This is a genomic window from Paenibacillus sp. FSL H8-0282, assembly GCF_037963825.1.
Taxonomy (GTDB): Bacteria; Bacillota; Bacilli; order Paenibacillales; family Paenibacillaceae; genus Paenibacillus_AQ; species Paenibacillus_AQ odorifer.
Genome location: NZ_CP150146.1, coordinates 4,437,755 through 4,460,784, shown reverse-complemented (window position 1 = coordinate 4,460,784; position 23,030 = coordinate 4,437,755). Strand labels below are relative to the sequence as shown.

Genomic DNA, 23,030 nt, shown 5'->3' with positions numbered 1-23,030 from the left:
AGGGAATATGCTGAACAACAAATCCTTCGGAAATTTTATGATCATTTGGATGGGGGAGTGGATATCCAGTGTTGGCAGCGGGTTGACAGCTTTCACCTTAGGGGTTTATGTGTTCCAGATGACACAGACTGCCTCTAGCGTGGCACTTTTAACCTTATGTGCTTTTCTCCCTTCCATTGTGCTCAGTCCTTTTGGCGGCGTGTTAGCGGATCGGTTTGATCGGCGATTGATGATGATAGCAGGGGATTTGTTGTCTGCTTTTGGACTTGTATATGTTCTCATCATCATGCTGCTGGGTGAACCTCATTTATGGCAGATTTGTCTGGGCGTGACGTTTAGTTCGATTTTTGTATCCTTGCTTGAACCTGCCTACAAGGCTACCATTACAGATTTATTAACAGAGGAGCAATTTGCCAAGGCCAGTGGTTTAGTTCAGCTTGCTGCGTCCTCAAAATATCTTCTTTCTCCTATCCTTGCCGGGATTTTGCTTAGCTTTATGGATATAAAAACTATCCTGCTTATAGATATCTCAACCTTTCTAGTTACAGTTCTTGCAGTGATGGCTGTTCGCAGGAATCTACAGACTGAACACAGAGTTCCGACGAATCAGTCGTTTGTAAAAGATTTGAAGGAGGGCTGGGATGCTCTTATTTACACGAAAGGTGTACTGCAGCTTACGATCATTTTGTCTGTCGTTACTTTTTATGTGGGTTTTCTCCAAACCTTATATACGCCTATGCTTCTACCCTTTACGGATACGAAAACTCTAGGCACGGTATTGTCTGTAAGTGCTATAGGGATGTTGCTCGGCAGTCTGATTATTGGAGTTTTTAGCATCGATCGTAAATATATCAAAGTATTAGCGCTCGGCCTAGGATTCGCCGGACTGTTTTTTTCTTTGGTGGGTCTGACCACGAATGTTGCTTTTATTACAGCTGCTGGCTTTTTATTTTTTGCAACGTTGCCTTTTGTTAATACCAGTGCTGACGTTATGATTCGCAACCATATCCCAAATGACACACAGGGGCGGGCATGGGGGATCATTGGCATTTTATCACAACTTGGTTATGTGGCTGCGTATGCTTTTGCTGGCATATTGGCTGATCAAGTGTTTAATCCTCTTTTACGAGAGGGAGGTCTGATTGCTTCATCAGTAGGTAAGGTGATAGGCACAGGGGAAGGACGGGGAATCGGCTTATTATTTATCATCTCTGGTTTGCTCATCATTATTATGGCATTTGTGATCCCCAGAATGAAATCAATTCGCTGCCTTGAACGTGAATAATTGAATTCCGTATTAGAGAGGAGAAGGCCCGTCAATGCTGCTACGAATTGTAAAAAGAGACCTTCAACGCAATAAAATCATTACCTTCGGATTATTTGTGTTTATCATGTTATCGGCTTTGCTTGTTGCTTCAGCGTCGCAAGTGATTATAGAATTGTCGGGGTCCTTGAATCAGCTATTGATTAAATCTAAAGCCCCTCATTTCGTGCAGATGCACGCAGGACAAATCGACAGCTCAGCAATCGAGAGCTTTACAGCCGCTAATCCACTGGTGAAAGATCAACAAACCGTAGAGATGCTTAACTTGGATGGATCTAACGTTTATCTAGGCAGTAACCAAGGCTCGGAAGCAAACAGCGTGATGGATATCGGCTTTGTAGAGCAGAACCCTTCATTTGATTTGCTGTTGAATTTAGAGAACAAGGTGATTGAGGTATCGGCAGGAGAAATCGCTGTCCCCATTTATTATATGAAGCAAAAGAATCTGAAAATCGGCGACGTAGTTAGTGTTCTAGGTGAACAGTTCGATAAAAAGTTTGTGATTACTGATTTTGTAAGGGATGTCCAAATGAATCCAGCCATGGTCAGCTCCAAACGTTTTGTCGTAAATGCTGCTGACTTTACAGCGCTTAAACAACAGCTCGGCGAACCTGAATACCTGATTGAATTTCAGCTTACAGATCTATCTAAGCTCAATGATTTCCGCAATGAGTATCAATCCTCAAATCTGCCCAATAAAGGCCCCTCCATTGACTATCCTTTATTTAAAACGCTGAATGCACTGACGGACGGGATTATCGCAGTTGTTATTATTTTGGTAAGTGTTCTGCAGATGCTGATTGCTATTTTATGTCTCAGATTTACGATGATCGCTACCTTGGAAGAGGATTACAGAGAGATAGGTGTCATGAAAGCGATTGGGATCACGCAGCAAGATATTCGCAGCATTTATTTAGCAAAATATATCGTGATGGCAGCCGTCGCCTCTGTATGTGGATATTTACTGTCTTTAGGTGTGGTTCGTTTGTTTACAGCTAATATTACTTTGTATTTGGGCGTTGCTCCTGCCAGTATCCTTCAATATTTTGTTCCTGTCCTGGCGGTAGGTTTGATCTTTGGAGTTGTTGTATTCTTTTGCCGGATGATTCTTAGACGCTTTAATCGCATCACGGTTGTAGAAGCTTTACGGTCAGGTACGAGGGGTGAAGCAAGGATGAACACAAGCAGATTTTCACTTAGCAAGCGTAAATTTGTTAACGTGAATGCTTTTCTCGGGGTAAAAGATGTTTACGGGCGCTTCACCATGTACGGATTATTGTTCTTCGTATTTGTGATCAGTTTGTTTATCGTTCTAGTGCCAGTGAATATATTGAATACCCTTCAGTCTCCCCGGTTTGTTTCTTATATGGGCGTCGGTCAGAGCGATATTCGCATTGATTTGCAGCAATCGAACCAAATAGAGAAGCGTTTTAATGAGATGATAACCAAGCTTGAAAATGACCCGGACATCTCTAAATTTTCTCCACTGATTACTTCTAGATTTAAGGTATTAGGTAGTGATGGTGTATGGGAATCGCTAAATGTTGAAACCGGTGACTTTACTATTTTTCCGCTCTCGTATGTTCATGGAGGAACTCCTAGAAGTGCAAATGAGATCGCTCTTTCTGACCTGAACGCCAAGGAACTGAATAAAAAGGTGGGGGATATCGTTCATTTAGAGGTTGCTGGGGTGGCAAGAAAATTGACCGTTAGCGGGATCTATCAGGATATAACTAATGGTGGCCGAACCGCAAAAGCGCAATTGCCATATGATTCGAAGACGGTTCTCTGGTATGTAGTAGCTTTGGATGTGAATCCGGGAATTTCCGTCCAGGCAAAAATGGATCAGTACACCAAATTATTTTATCCAGCAAAAATCACTCATCTGCAAAGCTATTTAGCTCAGACATTAGGAAATACAATTCGCCAATTGAAGCTGGTTACAGGCTTATCCATCGTTATCGCATTTTCGATTTCGATATTGATTACCTCTTTATTTCTGAAAATGCTGCTTGCCAAGGATTCTTCGCAAAACGCTATTTTGAGAAGTGTTGGCTTTACGTTAGGAGATATTCGTAGGCAATACCTGGTAAGGATGCTGATAATATCAGGGTTGGGCGTCATTCTTGGTACTTTTGCGGCTAACACTCTCGGGCAAAAAATTGCTCAAATGCTAGGCTCTTTCATGGGGGCTTCTAAGATACAGTTTGTAGTCAATCCGGCGGTAGCCTATCTTATTCTTCCTCTACTTTTCATGCTTATTGTAGCGCTCACCACCGTAACAAGCACGATCTCAATCAGAAAATCCAGTATAGCCAAACTAATTGCCGAATGATAGGAGGTGGCAGAATGTTCATATTAGAGACGAAAGGGTTAAAAAAAAGTTATTCAACAGGGCAAGGAACTCCGCAGTCGATATTAAAGGATGTTCAGCTTCAGGTGTCTCAGGGGGAATTCATAGCTGTCATGGGACCTTCTGGTTCAGGAAAATCAACATTGCTGTATACGATCAGCGGGATGGATAAGTTGACAGAGGGAAGTGTTATTTTTAAAGGGCAGGAGATCAGCGGAGTTTCAGAGAACGAATTAGCCGGTCTGCGCTTAAAGCATATGGGCTTTATTTTTCAGCAAATGCATCTGTTAAAAAACTTGAATATCCGCGACAATATCATCCTGTCTGCTTATCGGGCGAGAACCAGCAGCCGTAGAACTATCAATAAAAGAGCAGCTGAGTTAATGAACAAAACAGGAATATCTGCGCTGGCTGAACGTGATATTACACAGGTGTCAGGAGGACAATTACAAAGAGCAGCAATCTGCAGAGCACTCATTAATCAGCCAGATATATTATTTGGCGATGAGCCAACCGGGGCGCTTAACTCAAAAGCAGCTAGTGAAATCATGGACATATTAGCAGATATTAATCAATCAGGAACAACGCTTATAATCGCCACACATGATGCTAAAGTCGCTGCTCAAGCTGAGCGTGTCTTGTATATGCTAGATGGCAGCATTGCAGCTGAGCAACGGCTTGGAAAATATAATCGCGTAGATGGGGAATTGAAAAGGCGGGAGGAGAAGCTTGCGGCTTGGCTATTAAAGCTGGGGTTCTAATTGGGGATCTAGCGCTGTACGAATGTCAAACAACGTTTTGCAGTTTAATATCTGCCCAGCACTAAAACCTATCCTATATGCAATAATAACCACTCAATGCGAAGGCATTAAACAATTAAAAAAACTATTAACGCACCTCGATCATTGCTGATGCTGGTATAAACCGAACAAAAAAGCAGTTGCCCCGGCACATCCGGATAACGGCAATTGCTTTTTTGTTCACTTACTGATTCTTTAGAAAGCTTACGGCACTACGTAGATATTGGGTTTAGACACAGTGGCCATACCGTTGCCTAGGAAAAATCCTGTGTGCGGAGGTTGATTGTAAGCTGTATTCTGCCAGGCAATGCTTAACCGATATACTGGATCATGCATTAAGGTATATATTTTATTAGTGGTGATGTTCGTAGTTGTATAGATTCGTAGAGCCGAGTTATCGGACTTTCTCCAGATAGCCTCTTCGCGCCAGTCTCCAAGCAGGTCGGCCTGTAGGCTTGGCGTTGCTTTGGTACTATTGTTGGATGCTACGCTCGCTCCGGTTAATAAATTGGTAACGGAGTTGCTTGCAGGGTTCCATTTATCAATCTTGACACCATCCAGCAGTTCGCGGGACAAGTCGCCATCCCACCAGATTCCAAAATTCACAGAAGGCATTGAGCTGCTTATTTTGGTGCCTGTAATGGAGTATAGGCCAACGCCGTGAGCCCATACCTCTTCCCCGGGATAATTGGGATCAATATCGGCAGCCATCCCCCGGCCGGTATCTTTTCCCGTGTATACACCCCATAAGACCGTCCCGTTTGCAGCATCCCATACCGCAGCGCCATAGGGAGAACTAGTATTTTCCATGACTTTAAAAACTTCGAGACCGGGGCGGTTCGGATTTAAATCACCTACATGCAGCGCGTCTCCATGACCCAGCCCTGTATTGTATAAGGTCTCACCGTTATTATCAATGGTTAAGGCACCATAAATGATCTCATCCTTACCATCGTTATCCACATCGGCTACACTTAAGCTATGATTACCTTGACCGGCGGTTCCAGCATTGGTGGAGCTATTGCTATCAAAGGTCCATTTACGGGTCAAAGCACTGCCATTCCAGTCAAAAGCTACAACGACTGTGCGTGTATAATAACCACGTGCCATAATGATGCTTGGATGTACTCCATCCAGATAGGCTACACCTGCTAAAAAGCGGTCTACTCGATTGCCATAATTGTCACCCCAACTGGATACGGTTCCTCTGGCAGGAACATAATCAATCGTGGTTAAGGCTTTGCCCGTTTGTCCGGAAAATACACTCAGATATTCAGGCCCGGTCAGGATATATCCACTGGAGTTGCGATAATCTGCACTTGTGTTTCCAAGGGTTACGCCAACTCCGTCAACTGTACCGTCTGCTGTTTTGCAGACTACTTCGGCTTTACCATCACCATTGAAATCATAGACTAGAAATTGAGTATAATGTGCGCCAGCCCGAATATTTTTACCCAGATCAATTCGCCATAGCCGAGTTCCATTCAGCTTATAGGCATCCAGATAGACGTTGCCTGTATAGCCACTTTGCGAGTTGTCTTTGGAATTGGAAGGATCCCACTTCAACACGATTTCATATTCCCCGTCACCGTCTAAGTCGCCCACGCTGGCATCATTGGCACTATAGGTATAACTTACGCCATCTGGCGTAGTGCCGCCAGCCGGAATTTGAATTGGAACGTCCAAATAGTTGTTGGCCCATACATTTGCTGCTGGGGAATCTGATTGCTCAATACCGCCGACGATTGCTCGAACTGTATAGCTAGACGAAGTTGTGCCGGCGTTATCCTGATAATTCGTGCTGTCCGTGATTGGGGTAACGTTTACTTTTGTACCATTGCGGTATAAATTAAAAGAAACCGACAGTTCTTCTGTTCCGAGTAGCCGCCAGCTCACAAATACACCGCTGGATACCTTCACTGCTACTAGTCCCCGATTTAGCTTTTCCGCTTGCCGGGCAGATGCTGCCGACACAGAGGAAAGAGAGCCAAAAGCTGCCGTCCCTAAGGTAAAGACTAAAAACCAAATGATTACAAGATACCCTGATTGATGTAACCGCTTACTCATTAACGAAGCCTCCTTTTCATTTTTGGTTCACGAGGGTTACACAGGATGTCATAGTGAACAGTACATAATATTTCATAAAGATAAAAATATGTTTTAAATTTACTTGAACCATTTTAAATGAGTACGACTTTACTCACACAGAAAGGAATACATAACATGGAAAATATAAGCTATACTTTAAAATTCGCTACACTTTGTGCCAAATATAATCTGGGTCTGTTGATGAATGAACCTGAACCGATAACAGGCGGACTCTTGCACAGAATGTATCGCCTGCAAACGGATAAAGCGCAATACGCAGTAAAGGCCTTAAATCCTCAAATTATGCAACGAGATACAGCAATGTCCAATTATATTTTTTCTGAAATGGTTGCGAATCTGGCTTATCAAAAGGGAATCCATGCTGTTCCGGCAATCGTATCTAATGGCAGTAGTATGCACGAGGTTGAAGGGCAATTTTATTTATTGTTTCCATGGGTTCAGGGGAAGGCATTACCTTTAGATGAAATAGATTTAGATTGTTGTAAAAAGATTGGGGCAATTCTTGCGCAGCTCCACATCATCGATTTCTCACAGGGAACGGATGATCATCACTTTGAAACGCTTAAAGCGTCTAAGGCTGCAGTTGCCAATTGGAAGGAGCTTGCTCTCAAAGGAGAGCAGCAGGGTGCAGAATGGTCAAGCTTGCTGGCAGATCACCTGCATAAGATAGAGAATTGGGAGTCATTGATTCATTCTTCAGCGAGTCTATTGACGAATCATTATGTTATCAGCCATCGGGATTTAGACCCCAAAAATGTCTTGTGGGATGAGCAGAAAGTTCCGATAATAATCGATTGGGAAGCAGCAGGACCTATTCATCCGACGTTAGAGCTGATAGATGTAGCTTTATATTGGTCAGGTTCTGAATCGGGAGATTTAAGCAAAAAGGCATTCTCAAATTTGATTAACAGCTATCTGGAGCATGGCGGAGAGATTTATGCGGATTGGCAGGTTGTGCTCAACTATGGCTTTTTGGGAAAATTAGAATGGTTAGCTTACAATATCAGACGTTCGCTAGGACTGGAGAGCTCAGATGATGCAGAACGGGAGCTGGGTACTCGTGAGGTAATCCGTACGATTAATGCATTACAGAACTACGCAGATTTTATTCCACAATGTTTATTATGGTTGGGAGATTTAGAGGAAGGTAGTGCCTAATCTATTAAAGGAGAACTTATTTATGAATGTTATTAACGCTACGATGGAAGATATAAATGGATGAGTGTGTTCCGATGGACCGGAAGGGGGTTCACGCCAAAAGTTTAAACTGACTGTACGTTAAAAAGGAGGACTTATGAAGAAGTTTATAGTTATATCTGGCGTCTCGCTATTTTTGTTGGCGATTTCTTTTAACCCATTGTTCAACTATATACGTGAGTACATAATCTCTGATCAAATTAATCAGCGTTATGAGATAAAGCATGCTGAAAAAGAATATAACCCAATAAACGTACAAGAGATAACGGTTGATGATAAGAATATTAAAATCAGGGAAGAAAAAACAGGCAGGAAAGCAGAGTTGACCCCATGGGATGAAGAGGAGAAGGTCCCGCCTGGTGATATTGTCAAAGTTCAGTTCTTATTAAATGATCAAAAAATCTCCACCCCTGATGAAATATGGCTATCCAATCGGGACAGAGGCAGCAGGTATTTTTCGTGGATAGATATTCTCACAGTAAAGGACCGAAAGACTGGTGAGAATCAAATAAATATAGTCCAAAGACTGACCGACGATAGTCAACCCATGGAAACAAGAAAATGGAAAATCATCACGATTGCACAAGACGGAGAAGTAGACGAAGAGGTTCTCAGCTATGCGCAAAGAAGCAACAATCATTTAGGCGTCAAGCTAATCGAGTTCTCCGGTACCTCCCTTATGGGTATGGGCTATTATTCAGATGTTACTAAGGCCTATCCTAGTATTTTCTTCCCACTCCTATTTCCGTTTCTAACTGGAATAGCGGGTCTCCTGTTATTGATTTTTCTGGTTGTTTTATTACTGTTTGAGCTTCATCTTAGACGCGTTATTAGAAAAAGAGGGCGATAAAGAACACAGGATACGTTCTGAAATTACTTGTAGTTTCGAATTACCTTTAATTTAGTGATAGTTGATAAGGCAAACAGCAGCAGTAAGACTCCGATTGAACCCATGACAGGACCAGGGCTGAAGAGATCAGACAAGAACGAGACAGCAGTAAGACCAATGGTTGGGGCTACACTCATGATAGAACCTAATACACCAAACACCCTACCCTGGATGTCTTCTGAAACTTCCAGCCTAAGGATTGTATTAATCAGCAAAGTGGAGAATGAGAACATGAAGCCAATCACAAGAATGATAGGAATGGCAATCGCAGCGGAAGTGACGAATGATAACAGGAGGTACAGGGGACCGAGACATAGCAGTCCAGTCATAATAAGGAAACCTCTGTTTTTCAATTTGGAGCCGAGCAGCAAGATCAGACCGGATCCGATCATATAACCAAGTGGAATACAGGCTTCAATAAGTCCAAACTGAAAGGGAGTGGAATCCCACACTTTAACGGCCATAACCTGGGTCAACATCAGAGAGGGGACAAAAAATAAGGTTAAGGTAGGAAGCATAATCATAACGGCGCGTGCAAAAGGGTACCTCCAAATATAGCGAATTCCATCGATCAAATCCTGTGTGAATTTCCGTTCTTTCTTGGGCACGTTATTTAATTGAGTTGGCAAAGGAAGGGAACGGACCGCTAACACGAGCAGAAAGGAGAGGAAGAATGTAGCTCCATCAAATAAAATAGCGTCGGCTGCTCCAAAACTCGCTACGAAAATCCCACCGGCGGAATAACCAATAGTCCGGCAGATGTTTTCAGACAAGTTCAACAGTCCTACCGCTTTTTGTAGATGTTCTTTACCAACAACAGTAGTGATAGAAGCTTGGTATGCCGGGGACTGGAATAAAGCTGAAATGGTCGTAAGACCCGTCAGTATGGCGACGATAATGAACGAAGTAGAGGGCAGGGAAATGGCTAAAGCTAGCGTCACTACGAGTCCGCAACTTATCAGATCTGTGATCAGCATGAGGGTTCGACGATTGACCCTATCCGCAAAAGTTCCCCCTATCGATCCGAGCAAAGAACTAAGCAATAAATTGATTATCGTGATGATGGCAATCATTTTGGCGCTGCCGGTCGTTTGCAGTACCCATAAACTTAAAGCAATACTATGAAAAGTGTTACCGAACAAGGAAATGGAGTACGAACTGAGTAGCAGCAGGAATCTCCGATTTCCCCAAAGTGAGGGATGAGCTTGAACAGCAGAGGGAACTTGTTTCACTAATACAGGACCAGGCATAAGTTATGCTCCTTTCAACTTAAACGCTTAAGTGAATAGCCAAAAAAATTATTCTACAAAATAACAATTATTTTCTTGTGCGGAGTAGTCAGAATGATGCAATAATTTGTCCATGAGTTCAAATGCAGTAGCCGCTTTATCCCCTGTGAAAATGAATTTATGAACGTCATCTCCTAATATTTCCGGACAATTGCAGGTGCAAAGAACAGAGAGTTGTTCGAACCTCCCGTTTTTTTCAACGTAACTTCCAATAAACTCATTAATGACAATGGCCTCTTTATAGCCCCCCTCCTGTAAGAATGTATTTAATTCCTCCAAATTGACAACGGTGAATATCGCTTCTTCAGGTAATGGAAGACTGTCCTGAATAAAGCGGGTGAGGAAAGAGTTATTGAAGCTCTCCATAATTAAACATACCTGTGAAAGGTCCTGTGGTTTTACCTTTTGCAGAGCTGCTCGATAGTTGAAAAAGACTTGCTTAAAGAGTTTATCTTCTATCATGCTGTCGATCAGAATCAAAGGAATTCCTTCTACAAAATGCTTGGAGATCGAATAAAAGGCTTCCTCGCGCACATCGATCAGAAATACAGCCTCCAGCTTTCTTTCTACGATAATATCCAAAGAAGGCTGGTCAACATCAAGTGAATATAGCAGCGTATGGTAACCAGCATTTGTTAACCGTTGTTCCAAGGCATGTATAAATGAGAACTGGGCATGGAGCTTCCAGTGTGGGGTATGGGCTGCTGTGTTAACAAGCACACCGACCAATCCTGTTTTCTGATTCGCAAGTGAACGTGCTGCCAGATTCGGTATGTAATGCAGTTCCTCGGCAAGCTGAAGAATCTGCTGGCGCGTTTTCTCAGGAATGGTTTGGTTGCCGACACGATTCAGAACATAGCTCACTGTTGCGACGGAGACATTGGCACGAAGTGCGATGTCCTTCATGGTTGTCTTTTTCACCAGTAAATAGCTCCCTTATCCTTGTGATATTTTCTAAAGATTAACATTCTGATTCTAAAGCGTCAATGGGGGGGAGTGAGCAGTCAGATGACCCTGTTAAGTTGCTAGAAATGGAAGAATGTAGCCCTTGAGATTCAACCCTGGGAAGATCTGCTTGATAATCGTCTTAAGCTAAATTATACGAAACAAGCTTTATGCAAAAGCTGAAAAAATGTTTATTGACCCAATGGTCATCCTTCCGCTGTATTATTTTTATGCTGGAGTTTTGCATAAACCTAACATTAAAAAAGTAAGCGTAGAGTATGATGGTTCCATATCTTTTTCAAGAGGATATCTAATCTAAAGATTTATAGTAATAAAGATTATGAGGATACTTCCGCAGTTATTGGGAGTGTCCTTTTTGTATGGAATTAAGCACCTTTGTGACCTTTCTTAAAATTTGGGTAAATAAGTATTAAGATCCATGAACCTAAAACGGGCAGCGAGATGAGGTGTTACTTATGGATACGATTCCGGATGGAGAGGAGTGATCTTTGTGAAACCGCTTCAGATAACGACACAATATTGTGAAAATTTTCACCTGTTTATTAAAATTTTTAATATATAATTAATTTATAATCAAAAACAAGGGGGATTTCAAATGAAGTTATTTAAAATGATGTTAGTAGCAGGCGTCTCGGTTGCAGTCTTGTCTGGTTGTGGTGCGAATAATAATAATGCGACTAATTCGGCGGCTACTACGGCTCCAACTACAGAGCAAACGGATGCAGTTACTACAGCTTCAATCGTAAATCAAGCAGATGCGTTTACCAAGGCTGTAAGTAAAGATGGAAATTGGATTATTGCCATTCTAAATGATGTGACGATTGCCCAAGATGTTGTTGTTGAAGGCGAATTCCATGATAAAGGGGCCGCAGACGGCGACATCTACCGTAAGATTGCTCTTTATGCCCAAGACGCTGATCACAAAGTTACTGCCAATTACACACTCACTGTACCTAAGTTAACTGTACAAAGTGAAAATTTACGAGTTCAAGGCGGAACCATTAAAGGTGATGTTTATGTAGAAACGAACGGATTTAATCTGCATGAAACCTCGACTATTGATGGAAATCTTTACTTCGCAAACGAAGATGTGAAAGCAACTGCAGGGATTGAAGGTAAAGTGACTGGGGCAACTGAAGTTAAATAAGTTAGTAATGATTTCGATTAGGTAGAAGTTGAAGGACTAACTATATAGATAGAATTATCCGGATAGGTTCAGGAAAAAGGAATCAGTATGAATGGGCAAACTCATAATGGACTACACCCCATCTAGTTACCATATGAGAGCCGACGGAAGCTTTGAAGTAACAAGTAATGGAGTATTGAAGTGTACAGTAGATGGGTTTAACTGTATTTTGTACAACTAAAATGCTCAAAACGCCCAGCCAATAAAAATAGCTGTATTTAGTACATCAATTTTTCTTGATTTAATACTCTACAGGCTACTTCTCTAGTTTTTAATTGTATAGAATACACTTAAAGTTAGAATTAGCCCTTGTGGATATGGAATAAGTGTACAGAATGCAGTTATCTTACAAATTTCACCAAGATAGTGCGTTACAACGGAGTGGGTATCCGAAAGCTACAAATGATTAAGCTTAGCTCGTAACCTACTCAAGCAAACCACCGCAGACCCAAAACACCAGGCAGTGAACCTCCAACGGAGAATCGCTGCCTGGTTGTTTTTTGTGGATGAATATATGAACTATTGTTGATTTTCTTCATATTGACTTATAATATTACTACCACTACTAGGAGGAACACATATGTCTAAGGAGTATTCGCGCACATATATTGAGAGCGTAAAGCTTGAAATGTTAAATAGGTTGGGATTAAAGCAGGTGTTCTTCAAGGAGCAAATAGGGGATAGCCTAATTTTTGAAGCTGTGGGCTTTGATAAAGGGGCAAAACATCGCTTTTGCGTTAGACCAAAGACGAAAACGATTGATGAATTCATTTCAGGCAAATGGATGAAGGTCCGCAGTTTTATAATCAAAAGTGTGGATATTTAATGTTGAACCCTATAAAGGTAGCCCCGTTAATCGGAGTTACCTTTTTATTTTTTGACCCATAGTCATTGATAATGTGAAGTATCTCCATACAGATCAATGGTTGTATTGTTATCAGTTAGGGTTACTTTACATAATGCTGTAGAGAGAATATCCGGTAACTCCCCAATTTCCTGCAATGATTTATTGAGAAAATAAGCCATAATGACTTTTAAAGTCATCCGATGCGTGACGATGAGCACTTCTAGCCCTACGTTATCGTTTATGATGCGCTCCATTGTCGGCACTACTCTTTGTTCAAGCTGCTTGTAAGTTTCACCTGAGGTTAGAGGAATATATAGATCGGGTCTGGTGAAAAAATGGGAATATTGTAAAGGGGATTCTAGTTGTATCTGATCCGTATTCATTCCTTCCCAGCTCCCCATGTTAATTTCCATTAAAGAAACTTGCTGATGAATAGGTAAACTCCGCTTTCCCCGTAAAATCTGCGCAGTATGCAATGCTCTTGGACTAGTACTAGAATAAATTGCGCCTAAGTTTTCTACTTCCAAACGATCTCTTAACCATTCCGCCTGCTGTTCGCCCAAGGCTGTAAGCGCAGAATTTTGATGCCCTTGCATTCGTTTTTGTAAATTCCATTCTGTTTGCCCGTGGCGGGTTAAGTAGAATACTGTCTTTGTCATTAACGTGACCTCCCTTATGAATAGTTGTAAGTATAAGATAAATAAATATAAATAAACAATATATAATAGTTAACATCCATAATGTATAGTTATAATAAAATGGCTGAGGATAAGCGGCGAATACAGATATTATTTTATAAAGTGAGGAAGAGTTGACGATGAACTATCATGTATTAAAATTGTTTTATTACGTTGCGATCACAGGTAGTGTGACCAAAGCCTCTGAACGTTTGCATATCAGTCAACCCGCTATATCAGCGCAAATCCGTAAGTTTGAACGGGAGAATCATATTTTATTATTTGAAATTAAAGGAAAGAGGATGGTGCTTACCCCTTTAGGAAAAAGGTTAATCGAACCTCTTGAGAAGTTTTTTGCCATGGGTGATCAAGTCCAGCAAATCATTGAAGACTATCACAAATTTCCTGAGGGGAATCTGCGGATTGCAGGTAATTATTTAGCGACAAGCATCCTCATTCCCCGGTGGGCGTCATTATTCAAACAATCTTTTCCGGAAGTTAACATTCAGATCACTACTACTAATTCTCATGGTGTCATGGAAAAATTAAATAATTTTGAAGCAGACGTGGCGATTTACAGTGATATGGAGTTTCCTTCGCATAATACAGGAGTGTTCGAACATCGGGAGTTATATAGGGACGAGTATGTATTCGTGGTTTCTTCCCATCACCCTATTGCCAATCAGCAGGCTAGCTTTGAAGAAGTAATGTCTGAAGCATTTATTATGAGGGAAGAGGGCAGTGCAGCCAGAGAGCGGCTTGTCCGGTTGTGTGAAGAAAGAAGTGTACAGCAGCCAACGATTGGGCTTCAATTTAATGGAGTGAATGAAGTTATTCAAGCTGTCATTGCCGGTTATGGAATTAGTTATGTATCCGCTTTGTTGGCGAAACCTTATCTTGATCAGGGAACATTAGCTAAAGTAGCAGTAGAAAATGTAGTCTCCAAGCATTCGATATGGATGGGCTACAGAAAGAAGAAACTTCAAGAAAGTTATATGCAGTTGTTTATTACGCTCGTTATGAAACAATTAAGTATAAAATAATATTAGGAAATTAAAGATAATCTTATGGTAAACTATGGATAAAAATTAGGAGGGGGCATAATGGATCAAATTGTATTCAAACAAATTAAGTTTGTGCGTAGTGTTACTGTGCGTGCTGTCGAGGGACTATCTGAGGGAACTTTGAATAGCATTCCAGAAGGGTTTAATAACAATATCCGATGGAATTTGGGACATATTTATTTGGTGCAAGAGAAGTTTGCCTTTCATTCTGCTCGGGAGCTTATGCAATTGCCGGCAAGCTTTGAACGCTTATTTGCGAAAGGGACTAAACCAGCCGAGTGGAATGAGGAACCGCCAACGCTTGAAGTTTTACTTGAGATGCTTACGGAGCAACCCAAACGGATCCAGGAAGCTTTTCACAATCGCTTAAGTGAGCAAGTAACCCCTCTTACAACAGGGAGTGGATTAACCCTAAATTCAATCGGTGAATTCATAAATTTCACACTTTACCATGAAGGTATGCATTTCAATACAATAAAATTATTAAATCGCTTTGCAGATAAATAAATTCAAATAACAAAAGATATCGATATATAGTTGGTATCTTTTGTTAGCTTTATGTTCGAAAAAAAGATTTGTAAATGAAAAGGTTATGTGATAATCTAATTTATGTAATACATGTAACCGGTTACACATTGGGGGATGAATGAAAGAATGATGACGATCAAAGATGTCGCAAAAATAGCTGGAGTTTCGGTAGCAACAGTCTCACGGGTTATAAATGAATCTGGATATGTGAATATCGATACTCGCAAAAAGGTTGAGGCAGCGATCAAAGAAATGAATTATACCCCTAATGAGGTTGCAAGATCATTATACAAGCGGAAATCTAAATTAATCGGGCTGCTCTTGCCTGATATTACTAACCCGTTCTTCCCGCAGTTAGCGCGGGGGATAGAGGATCGGATGCAGGAGCAAGGTTATCGGATCATCTTTGGCAATAGTGATGAGAACGAGGACAAAGAGATGGATTATATTCAAACCTTTATCCAAAACAATGTCATTGGCATGATATCGTCAACCAATTTCCCTGAGAGTGACGTTTATTCTAACTTGAAGATTCCGGTTGTATTTCTGGACCGTACTTCTAATGATAGCCCTTCCGTATACGCAGATGGCAAAAAGGGCGGACGTCTTGCAGCACAGGAGATTATCGCACGGGGAAGCAAAAAAATTACAGTGATACAAGGACCGGCGCATATCAAACCTGCACAAGATCGATTTCTTGGGGCGATTGAAGTCCTTAATGAAATGGGAATCAGCTATAATGTGATCGAAACTTCATCCTTCTCCCATACAGTAGCAGAACAATGGGCTGTGGAGTTATTTGATAAATATATAGATACGGATGGCGTAATTGCCAGTAATGATATTGTGGCGACGGCAGTCATTCATGAAGCACATCGTTTAGGTAAAAGAGTGCCGCAGGATCTGCAAATCATCGGATTTGATGATATCCCGCTCAGCAGCTTGTTGTCACCTGCTTTATCCACCATTCGCCAGCCGGCACATGATATGGGTAGAGAAGCAGCGGGTTTACTTATTAAGCTAATTGAGCAAGATAAGGTGGAAGAGAAGATTATTCAACTACCCGTTAGCTTTGTGGAGCGGGAAACTACAAGAAGTAAAGAATAGATGACAACATGAGAAAGGTTGATGAATATGGCTAAGATATGTGTAATTGGCAGCTGTTCAATGGATTTAGTAGTGACTTCGAATAAGCGGCCTCACGCGGGTGAGACTGTGCTTGGAGAACAATTCTCCACCGTTCCGGGCGGTAAGGGTGCGAACCAAGCCGTCGCTGCTGCCCGTCTAGGAGCAGAAGTTACGATGGTTGGTTGTGTAGGTGATGATTTCTATGGTACCGCTATCATGGATAATCTGAAAAAGAATCGCGTTTTTACCGCCAATGTGGAACCGGTTACACATGTCGAAAGTGGGACAGCTCACATCATTTTAGCGGAAGGCGATAACAGCATTATCGTTGTAAAAGGAGCCAATGATTTAGTTACTCCTGCATTGGTTGAACGGGCACTTGATAATATTAAAGGCTCTGACATGGTATTAATCCAACAAGAAATTCCGGAAGAAACGGTGTCTTATGTAAGTGAGATTTGCTATAAATTCAATGTGCCTATGTTGCTTAACCCAGCACCTGCTCGGCCTATCAGTGAAACGATTATAAACAATGCCACCTATTTAACTCCCAATGAACATGAATGTGCAATATTATTTCCTGAGATGAGTACTGCTGAAGCTTTACGCAAATATCCCAATAAGTTATTTATAACCGAGGGCAGCAATGGTGTACGTTATTACGATGGTAAACAGGAAGTTTTAGTTCCCACCTATAAAGTGAATGCTATAGATACCACTGGAGCAGGAGATACTTTTAATGCGGCATTTGCTGTTGCTCTAGCTGAAGGCAAGTCTATTCGTACTAGTGTAAAGTTTGCCAATCGCGCGGCTTCTTTATCCGTCACAAAATTTGGTGCTCAAGGTGGCATGCCAACAAGAGTAGAGGTGGAGGTGAGTCTTTAATTATGAAAAAACAAGGAATCTTAAACAGTCATATTTCCAAAGTGCTTACTGATTTAGGCCACACCGATACGATTGTCATTGCTGATATTGGATTACCCGTTCCATCTGGTGTTCCAAAGATTGATTTAGCGCTTAAATTGGGAGTTCCCAGCTTTCAAGAGATTGTCGAAATCATTTCAGAGGATATGGTCATAGAGAAAGTTATCGTGGCAGAGGAATTAGCAGCAAAAAATAAAGGCACTTCTGAATACTTGAATGACAAATTTAAGGAAATACCTATAGAGGCGATTTCACATGAACAATTTAAATTGTTAACCCAGCATGCGAAGGTCATCATTCGTACGGGGGAAGCTAAGCCGTATGCAAATTGTATTTTACAAGCCGGGGTCTATTTTTGATAAAAAGGGGGTTCAAAGCGTATGCACATTACGATGAAAGATATTTATAAATCTTTTGGGGCTAACCGTGTGTTGACGGGTGTGGATTTTGAGCTGAAGGATGGTGAAGTTCATGCCCTAATGGGAGAGAATGGTGCAGGAAAGTCTACTCTGATGAACATTTTGATTGGACTGCATCAGCGTGATCAAGGAACCATTAGTATAGATGGTCAGGAAACATACTTTAACAATCCCAAAGAGGCTGAACGTTATGGTATCGCTTTTATCCATCAGGAGTTGAATGTGTGGCCGGATATGACAGTTCTAGATAATCTGTTTATTGGTAAGGAACGAACCTCCAAACTAGGGATCTTAAATATGAAAGAAATGAAAGCGTTAGCAAATGAACAGTTTCGTAAGCTCTCCGTAACGATTCCCTTAAATCAAGAGGCGGGGGAATGTTCGGTAGGGGAGAAACAGATGATTGAGATTGCAAAAGCGCTTATGACTCATGCAAAAGTTATCGTCATGGACGAACCGACAGCGGCATTAACCGAACGGGAAATCCAGAAATTGTTCGAAGTCATAACTTCCCTTAAAAAGGAAGGCGTCTCCATCGTGTATATTTCGCACCGGATGGAAGAGATTTTTACGATATGTGACCGAATAACGGTCATGCGAGATGGGAAAACAGTAGACACGAAGCCCATTCCAGAGACTAACTTCGATGATGTAGTTCGGAAGATGGTAGGGCGTGAATTAACCGACCGGTTTCCTGAGCGTACCTCCAAACCCGGAGAGGTTGTTCTTGAAGTTAAAAATGCTACGAAAAAAGGGCAATTTAAAGATGTTAATTTCTCCGTTCGTTCGGGTGAGATCTTAGGTTTCTCAGGATTAATGGGATCTGGACGAACAGAAATGATGAGAACCTTATTCGGATTGGAATCGTTAGACCGTGGAGAAATTATGGTGCGGGGAGAAAAGGTCACGATTCGAAATCCCAATGATGCGATGAAGGCGGGGATAGGATTCGTTACGGAGGACCGTAAAGATGAAGGGTTAGTGCTTGATTTCTCTATTCGAGACAATATGGTGCTTACAAATTTATATAGCTTCGCTCCTAAGGGTGTAATCAATGATAAAAAAGAACAAGAATTTGTAGACATACTTATCAAGCGGCTGCACATCAAGACACAGTCTTCCTCCACTTTAGTCCGGAATTTATCTGGGGGGAATCAACAAAAGGTGGTCATCGCCAAATGGATTGGGATCGGCCTAAGTGTGCTTATCCTCGATGAACCTACGCGTGGAGTGGACGTAGGAGCTAAACGGGAGATCTATCAGCTCATGAACGAATTAACAGAGCGTGGAGTCGCCATTATCATGGTATCGTCAGAGCTTCCTGAAGTCTTAGGAATGAGCGACCGGATCGTAGTGGTTCATGAAGGGGAAATTAGTGGAGAGCTATCACAACAAGAAGCTACGCAAGAAAAAATCATGACGTTAGCTACAGGGGGGCAATAGTAATGACAACTATCAAAGGTGAGAGAGAAAATAAAGGTTTTCAAATCGGGCAAATTACACAGAAGCTAGGTCCATTACTAGGGCTGATTATTCTAATTGTTATCGTTACGGTGTTGAACCCAAGCTTTATGGAGCCCCTTAATATCCTGAACTTGCTTAGACAAGTTGCCATAAATGCGCTTATCGCTTTTGGGATGACCTTTGTTATTCTAACGGGTGGTATCGATTTATCGGTGGGTTCTATTCTAGCCCTATCCAGTGCCTTCACCGCTAACCTGATGTTGTCTGGTTGGGATCCTGTCTTAGCCATTATTGTAGGTTGTTTAGCGGGTGGCGTGATGGGGATGGTCAACGGACTGATGATTACAAAAGGTAAAATGGCGCCATTTATCGCTACGTTGGCGACCATGACGATTTTCCGGGGATTAACACTTGTATACACAGACGGAAATCCGATCACAGGTCTCGGAGACAGCATGACCTTCCAATTGTTTGGCCGTGGATATTTACTAGGAATACCTGTACCTGCTATAACAATGATCATCGTCTTCGCAGTCTTATGGGTTGTATTGCACAAAACTCCATTTGGCCGTAAAACCTATGCCATTGGTGGTAATGAAAAAGCATCTATTATTTCAGGGATTAAAGTCGACCGCATTAAAATAATGATCTATTCATTGACCGGTATGTTGTCCGCATTGGCAGGAGCGATCCTGACTTCCAGATTGAACTCAGCGCAACCCACAGCAGGCACATCTTATGAGTTGGATGCTATCGCAGCTGTAGTATTAGGCGGTACGAGCTTAACTGGTGGTCGTGGACGTATCGTGGGCACATTGATTGGTGCACTGATTATCGGGATTTTGAACAATGGATTGAACTTGCTCGGCGTATCTTCTTTTTACCAAATGGTGGTCAAAGGGATCGTTATTGCCATTGCCGTACTCATAGACCGTAAGAAAGCCGTATAAGGGGGATTCCAACATGAAAAAGTTAACTTTGATTCTTACTTCCTTACTATTAATTCTCATGACAGGTTGTTCCTTGGAGCCTCCAGAGTGGGCTAAGCCTAGCAGTGGTGGAAGCATGGAGAACATGAAGATTGGATTATCCATATCTACATTGAATAACCCCTTCTTTGTATCCGTTAAAGATGGTGTTTTGGCCGAGGCTAAGAAGCAAGGCTTGGAAGTCCTTGTCATTGATGCCCAAAATGATTCTGCTAAACAAAGTAATGACGTCGAAGATTTGATGCAAAAAGGTGTGAATGCGTTATTGATCAATCCAGTGGATTCATCAGCGATCTCGACAGTAGTGCAAACAGCTAACAGTTTAAATATTCCCGTCGTTACGTTGGACCGTTCCGCAGATCAAGGGGATATCAAAGCTCTTGTTGCCTCTGATAATGTAAAGGGTGGCTCTATGGCGGCACAATATATTGTAGAGCAGCTTGGGAAAGGTGCAAAGGTCATCGAGCTAGAAGGATCCCCAGGAGCTTCAGCGACTCGGGAACGCGGTAAGGGATTCCATGAGATTGCGGACAGCCAGCTAGAGGTCATTGCTAAGCAAACGGCTGATTTCGACCGTACGAAAGGGCTGACCGTTATGGAGAACCTTCTACAAGGAAATCCTGGCGTACAAGCAGTTTTCGCTCATAATGATGAAATGGCGCTAGGTGCTATTGAAGCCATTCAAAGTTCAGGCAAGAATATCCCTGTGATTGGTTTTGATGGAAATGAAGATGCACTTAAATCCATCGAAGCTGGTAAATTAACAGGAACCGTTGCGCAGCAGCCTGAATTAATTGGCCAACTAGCCATTCAAGCCGCTAAGGATGTATTAGAAGGCAAAACCGTAGAGAAGCTGATTGCGGCACCGCTTAAACTAGTTGTTAAAGAGTCAAAATAATAATCATTATAGAAAAAGACTGCGCTCACCGATTTGGTGAGCACAGTCTTTTTTGCTATACATTGCAGCTTATTCTTCAATAACTCTATCCGGTAGCTGTGTAACATAGCTGTCTGACAAATGGAGCAGCTGTAAGGCACGCTCGAATTCGTCTTCTGTGGATTGCAGAGGTTGGTTGCCGTTACCAGATAAAGTATAATGCTGGCCATCCTCGAAGCCACTGCCGGATAAGAAGAGCTCTTCGTTATTTACGAAAGATCCTGTAGGCAAGTAATACCGTTGTGGTAGTAAGTTATAAGTTGATTGATTCAAGAGATCTTGTCCGAAATGAATATGATCTGCAAGAGAGACACCCAATAAATTAGATACGGTAGGTAAAATATCCACTTGCCCGCCTAGTTGTTCTTTTACACTAGGAGTTGTAATCCCTGTCGCTGACATGATCAACGGAATATTAATCAATTCACGTTCCGAATATTCATGGCCGAGAATCTCTTCCAGTAGGAGATGATCATCCTCTTTTAAAGAGAAGATAGGCAGTCCACGATGATCCCCGTACAATACGATCAAGCTGTTATCCCACACACCGTTTTGTTTGAGCTCATCGATAAAAAGTCCCAGCGCATAATCAGCATAATTCTGAGCCCGAATATAATCGCCAACAAGCGTTCCTTCGAATCGCTCTGGAAGTGTCATTTTGTATTTATCCTCTGGGATGGAGAACGGATTATGAGATGACATCGAAATTACATGGGAGTAGAAAGGTTGCTCATTCTGATCCATTCTTGCCAGCTCTGTAGCTGTTTTTTCATACAAAACTTCATCAGAAGCGCCATAGAATACTGTGTCTTCTTCTCCGAAGTAAGTTTTATCATAATAACGATTGAATCCCAAAGCACTATAAAGCTCACCACGGTTCCAAAAGTCGACTTCGTTCGTATGGAATGTTGCCGTATCGTAACCTTGTGCTTGCAGCAGCTTGGGTAAGCTTGGAAGCTCTTTAGGAGCGTACATTTGGGTAGCTGGACCATCAGGGGGTACATAAAAAGAAGTGTTCACAATAAACTCTGCATCTGAAGTGTTGCCTTGTCCAACCTGCTGGTAGAAACGCGGGAAGTAGAAGCTGCTGGCGGCAAGCTTGTTCATATTTGGTGTGATTTCTTGTCCATCAATTTTTAGGTTGATTAAGAAGTTCTGGAAAGACTCCATTTGCAGAATGATTAGATTTTTTCCTTTGGCGGCTCCAAATAAAACCGGATTAGAGATAGCTTGAATTCCTTTAGTTTTATCAATAGTGGATTGCGTAATCTCAGAAACGTCAATTTGTTCTTCCTCTTGATCAGCTAGGAGAGAGTAGGCTTCATAATTAAGAATGCCCATTTGTTCCGCTTTAATCGTTTCGTTCATACTGGCACGGTTTGGAAAAATATTCATTGCACAAATGATGATGGAAATACAGAACAGGACTGCCACCGCTTTACGGTTACTTTTGCGCGACATGGCTTTTTTCCAATCCAGCGCTTTCTGTTTTCTAAACATAACCAAGCTGATGACAATGATATCCACAAAGATAAGCATATATTGAGGACGAAGGACCGAAAATATACTTTTCTTTACGGCTCCCACTTGTTTGACCTGATCTAATACTTGCGAAGTAGCAATGATGCCAAAATGATTATGATATACAATTAATGAGAAAAATAGAGTAGTAATCAATACATTGACAAGCATGTAAATTGCAATTTTTCGTTTCGTAGCGAACCATTCAATCAAGCAAAAGACTAGAAGTACAAAAGGGATTTCTTTAAGCCAAGTGGTCCAAGTAGGGCCATCTTCAAATAGAAAATACCAGGCAAAATAGCTTTTTACAAGCATAATGAGAGAGAAGAATAGCAGAGATCTTTTACTAAGTGTACGAGGTTCTTTAAACGGCATTGCTTATGCCCATCCTTTTCTTTTTAGATTAGTTCATTCTATTA

20 protein-coding genes are annotated in these 23,030 nt (G+C 41.7%); 15 read left to right on the top strand and 5 right to left on the bottom strand.

Features of this window, described 5'->3' with window-relative positions:
• Nucleotides 1-7: 7 nt before the first annotated feature.
• The 3 genes from NST94_RS19315 to NST94_RS19305 are packed head-to-tail and all read left to right on the top strand — an operon-like array spanning nucleotide 8 to nucleotide 4,438.
• The gene (locus NST94_RS19315) at nucleotides 8-1,285 is read left to right on the top strand and encodes an MFS transporter (protein WP_280753044.1); all 1,278 of its coding nucleotides are present in this window, start codon (nucleotides 8-10) and stop codon (nucleotides 1,283-1,285) included.
• Between the two features lie 34 nt (nucleotides 1,286-1,319).
• The gene (locus NST94_RS19310; protein ID WP_280753045.1) at nucleotides 1,320-3,659 is read left to right on the top strand and encodes an ABC transporter permease; all 2,340 of its coding nucleotides are present in this window, start codon (nucleotides 1,320-1,322) and stop codon (nucleotides 3,657-3,659) included.
• 14 nt (nucleotides 3,660-3,673) lie between these two features.
• Nucleotides 3,674-4,438, top strand: a complete 765-nt coding sequence (locus NST94_RS19305; protein WP_076129868.1) for an ABC transporter ATP-binding protein — start codon at nucleotides 3,674-3,676, stop codon at nucleotides 4,436-4,438.
• A gap of 243 nt (nucleotides 4,439-4,681) precedes the next feature.
• Here NST94_RS19305 and NST94_RS19300 read toward each other — a convergent pair whose 3' ends face one another.
• Entirely contained in the window at nucleotides 4,682-6,544 is a 1,863-nt protein-coding gene (locus NST94_RS19300; protein WP_280753046.1) for a rhamnogalacturonan lyase, read from the bottom strand.
• Nucleotides 6,545-6,700: 156 nt separating this feature from the next.
• Here NST94_RS19300 and NST94_RS19295 point away from each other — a divergent pair, with 156 nt between their 5' ends.
• A complete protein-coding gene (locus NST94_RS19295; protein ID WP_280753047.1) occupies nucleotides 6,701-7,744 on the top strand; it encodes a phosphotransferase in 1,044 nt (347 codons plus the stop codon).
• Between the two features lie 136 nt (nucleotides 7,745-7,880).
• Nucleotides 7,881-8,633 carry a hypothetical protein gene (locus tag NST94_RS19290; protein ID WP_280753048.1) on the top strand — a complete coding sequence of 251 codons (753 nt, stop codon included), beginning with the start codon at nucleotides 7,881-7,883 and terminating at the stop codon, nucleotides 8,631-8,633.
• Between the two features lie 23 nt (nucleotides 8,634-8,656).
• Here the strand turns inward: NST94_RS19290 and NST94_RS19285 are convergent, their stop codons facing one another.
• Nucleotides 8,657-9,922, bottom strand: coding sequence for an MFS transporter (locus NST94_RS19285; RefSeq protein ID WP_280753049.1), 1,266 nt, complete (start codon nucleotides 9,920-9,922; stop codon nucleotides 8,657-8,659).
• Between the two features lie 48 nt (nucleotides 9,923-9,970).
• The gene (locus NST94_RS19280) at nucleotides 9,971-10,882 is read right to left on the bottom strand and encodes a LacI family DNA-binding transcriptional regulator (protein ID WP_076129864.1); all 912 of its coding nucleotides are present in this window, start codon (nucleotides 10,880-10,882) and stop codon (nucleotides 9,971-9,973) included.
• A gap of 640 nt (nucleotides 10,883-11,522) precedes the next feature.
• Here NST94_RS19280 and NST94_RS19275 point away from each other — a divergent pair.
• Together NST94_RS19275 and NST94_RS19270 are read left to right on the top strand one after the other, a co-directional pair.
• Nucleotides 11,523-12,074, top strand: a complete 552-nt coding sequence (locus NST94_RS19275; RefSeq protein WP_076301739.1) for a polymer-forming cytoskeletal protein — start codon at nucleotides 11,523-11,525, stop codon at nucleotides 12,072-12,074.
• 619 nt (nucleotides 12,075-12,693) lie between these two features.
• Nucleotides 12,694-12,939, top strand: a complete 246-nt coding sequence (locus NST94_RS19270) for a hypothetical protein (RefSeq protein WP_036688955.1) — start codon at nucleotides 12,694-12,696, stop codon at nucleotides 12,937-12,939.
• Nucleotides 12,940-13,001: 62 nt separating this feature from the next.
• On the opposite strand, the gene NST94_RS19265 is transcribed toward NST94_RS19270, so the two are convergent.
• Nucleotides 13,002-13,619 (bottom strand): histidine phosphatase family protein, encoded by a 618-nt coding sequence (locus NST94_RS19265; RefSeq protein ID WP_076301738.1) that lies wholly within the window; start codon nucleotides 13,617-13,619, stop codon nucleotides 13,002-13,004.
• 158 nt (nucleotides 13,620-13,777) lie between these two features.
• On the opposite strand from NST94_RS19265, the gene NST94_RS19260 reads away from it, so the two are divergent.
• The 8 genes from NST94_RS19260 (at nucleotide 13,778) to rbsB (ending at nucleotide 21,051) form a co-directional block, all read left to right on the top strand.
• A complete protein-coding gene (locus NST94_RS19260; protein ID WP_076301737.1) occupies nucleotides 13,778-14,680 on the top strand; it encodes a LysR family transcriptional regulator in 903 nt (300 codons plus the stop codon).
• 60 nt (nucleotides 14,681-14,740) lie between these two features.
• Nucleotides 14,741-15,208, top strand: coding sequence for a DinB family protein (locus NST94_RS19255; RefSeq protein WP_076127369.1), 468 nt, complete (start codon nucleotides 14,741-14,743; stop codon nucleotides 15,206-15,208).
• A 147-nt stretch (nucleotides 15,209-15,355) separates the two neighbouring features.
• Nucleotides 15,356-16,336: a LacI family DNA-binding transcriptional regulator gene (locus NST94_RS19250; RefSeq protein ID WP_076127368.1), complete on the top strand. Its 981-nt coding sequence runs from the start codon at nucleotides 15,356-15,358 to the stop codon at nucleotides 16,334-16,336.
• A 27-nt stretch (nucleotides 16,337-16,363) separates the two neighbouring features.
• Entirely contained in the window at nucleotides 16,364-17,242 is an 879-nt protein-coding gene (rbsK, locus tag NST94_RS19245) for a ribokinase (protein ID WP_076127398.1), read from the top strand.
• A gap of 2 nt (nucleotides 17,243-17,244) precedes the next feature.
• Nucleotides 17,245-17,640: a D-ribose pyranase gene (gene rbsD, locus NST94_RS19240; protein WP_076127366.1), complete on the top strand. Its 396-nt coding sequence runs from the start codon at nucleotides 17,245-17,247 to the stop codon at nucleotides 17,638-17,640.
• A 21-nt stretch (nucleotides 17,641-17,661) separates the two neighbouring features.
• Complete coding sequence (locus NST94_RS19235) at nucleotides 17,662-19,143, top strand: sugar ABC transporter ATP-binding protein (protein WP_076190602.1); 1,482 nt, start codon at nucleotides 17,662-17,664, stop codon at nucleotides 19,141-19,143.
• A 2-nt stretch (nucleotides 19,144-19,145) separates the two neighbouring features.
• Nucleotides 19,146-20,114, top strand: coding sequence for a ribose ABC transporter permease (rbsC, locus tag NST94_RS19230; protein WP_076127362.1), 969 nt, complete (start codon nucleotides 19,146-19,148; stop codon nucleotides 20,112-20,114).
• A 13-nt stretch (nucleotides 20,115-20,127) separates the two neighbouring features.
• A complete protein-coding gene (gene rbsB / locus NST94_RS19225; RefSeq protein ID WP_076183044.1) occupies nucleotides 20,128-21,051 on the top strand; it encodes a ribose ABC transporter substrate-binding protein RbsB in 924 nt (307 codons plus the stop codon).
• 69 nt (nucleotides 21,052-21,120) lie between these two features.
• Here rbsB and NST94_RS19220 read toward each other — a convergent pair whose 3' ends face one another.
• Complete coding sequence (locus tag NST94_RS19220) at nucleotides 21,121-22,986, bottom strand: LTA synthase family protein (protein ID WP_248548544.1); 1,866 nt, start codon at nucleotides 22,984-22,986, stop codon at nucleotides 21,121-21,123.
• Nucleotides 22,987-23,030: the final 44 nt, after the last annotated feature.

Excerpts from the sequence above, each read along its gene's own strand:
- NST94_RS19315 (WP_280753044.1), top strand. The coding sequence starts at position 8 with ATGCTGAACAACAAATCCTTCGGAAATTTTATGATCATTTGGATGGGG.
- NST94_RS19310 (WP_280753045.1), top strand. The coding sequence starts at position 1,320 with ATGCTGCTACGAATTGTAAAAAGAGACCTTCAACGCAATAAAATCATT.
- NST94_RS19305 (WP_076129868.1), top strand. The coding sequence starts at position 3,674 with ATGTTCATATTAGAGACGAAAGGGTTAAAAAAAAGTTATTCAACAGGG.
- NST94_RS19300 (WP_280753046.1), bottom strand. The coding sequence starts at position 6,544 with ATGAGTAAGCGGTTACATCAATCAGGGTATCTTGTAATCATTTGGTTT.
- NST94_RS19295 (WP_280753047.1), top strand. The coding sequence starts at position 6,701 with ATGGAAAATATAAGCTATACTTTAAAATTCGCTACACTTTGTGCCAAA.
- NST94_RS19290 (WP_280753048.1), top strand. The coding sequence starts at position 7,881 with ATGAAGAAGTTTATAGTTATATCTGGCGTCTCGCTATTTTTGTTGGCG.
- NST94_RS19285 (WP_280753049.1), bottom strand. The coding sequence starts at position 9,922 with ATGCCTGGTCCTGTATTAGTGAAACAAGTTCCCTCTGCTGTTCAAGCT.
- NST94_RS19275 (WP_076301739.1), top strand. The coding sequence starts at position 11,523 with ATGAAGTTATTTAAAATGATGTTAGTAGCAGGCGTCTCGGTTGCAGTC.
- NST94_RS19270 (WP_036688955.1), top strand. The coding sequence starts at position 12,694 with ATGTCTAAGGAGTATTCGCGCACATATATTGAGAGCGTAAAGCTTGAA.
- NST94_RS19265 (WP_076301738.1), bottom strand. The coding sequence starts at position 13,619 with ATGACAAAGACAGTATTCTACTTAACCCGCCACGGGCAAACAGAATGG.
- NST94_RS19260 (WP_076301737.1), top strand. The coding sequence starts at position 13,778 with ATGAACTATCATGTATTAAAATTGTTTTATTACGTTGCGATCACAGGT.
- NST94_RS19255 (WP_076127369.1), top strand. The coding sequence starts at position 14,741 with ATGGATCAAATTGTATTCAAACAAATTAAGTTTGTGCGTAGTGTTACT.
- NST94_RS19250 (WP_076127368.1), top strand. The coding sequence starts at position 15,356 with ATGATGACGATCAAAGATGTCGCAAAAATAGCTGGAGTTTCGGTAGCA.
- rbsK (WP_076127398.1), top strand. The coding sequence starts at position 16,364 with ATGGCTAAGATATGTGTAATTGGCAGCTGTTCAATGGATTTAGTAGTG.
- rbsD (WP_076127366.1), top strand. The coding sequence starts at position 17,245 with ATGAAAAAACAAGGAATCTTAAACAGTCATATTTCCAAAGTGCTTACT.
- NST94_RS19235 (WP_076190602.1), top strand. The coding sequence starts at position 17,662 with ATGCACATTACGATGAAAGATATTTATAAATCTTTTGGGGCTAACCGT.
- rbsC (WP_076127362.1), top strand. The coding sequence starts at position 19,146 with ATGACAACTATCAAAGGTGAGAGAGAAAATAAAGGTTTTCAAATCGGG.
- rbsB (WP_076183044.1), top strand. The coding sequence starts at position 20,128 with ATGAAAAAGTTAACTTTGATTCTTACTTCCTTACTATTAATTCTCATG.
- NST94_RS19220 (WP_248548544.1), bottom strand. The coding sequence starts at position 22,986 with ATGCCGTTTAAAGAACCTCGTACACTTAGTAAAAGATCTCTGCTATTC.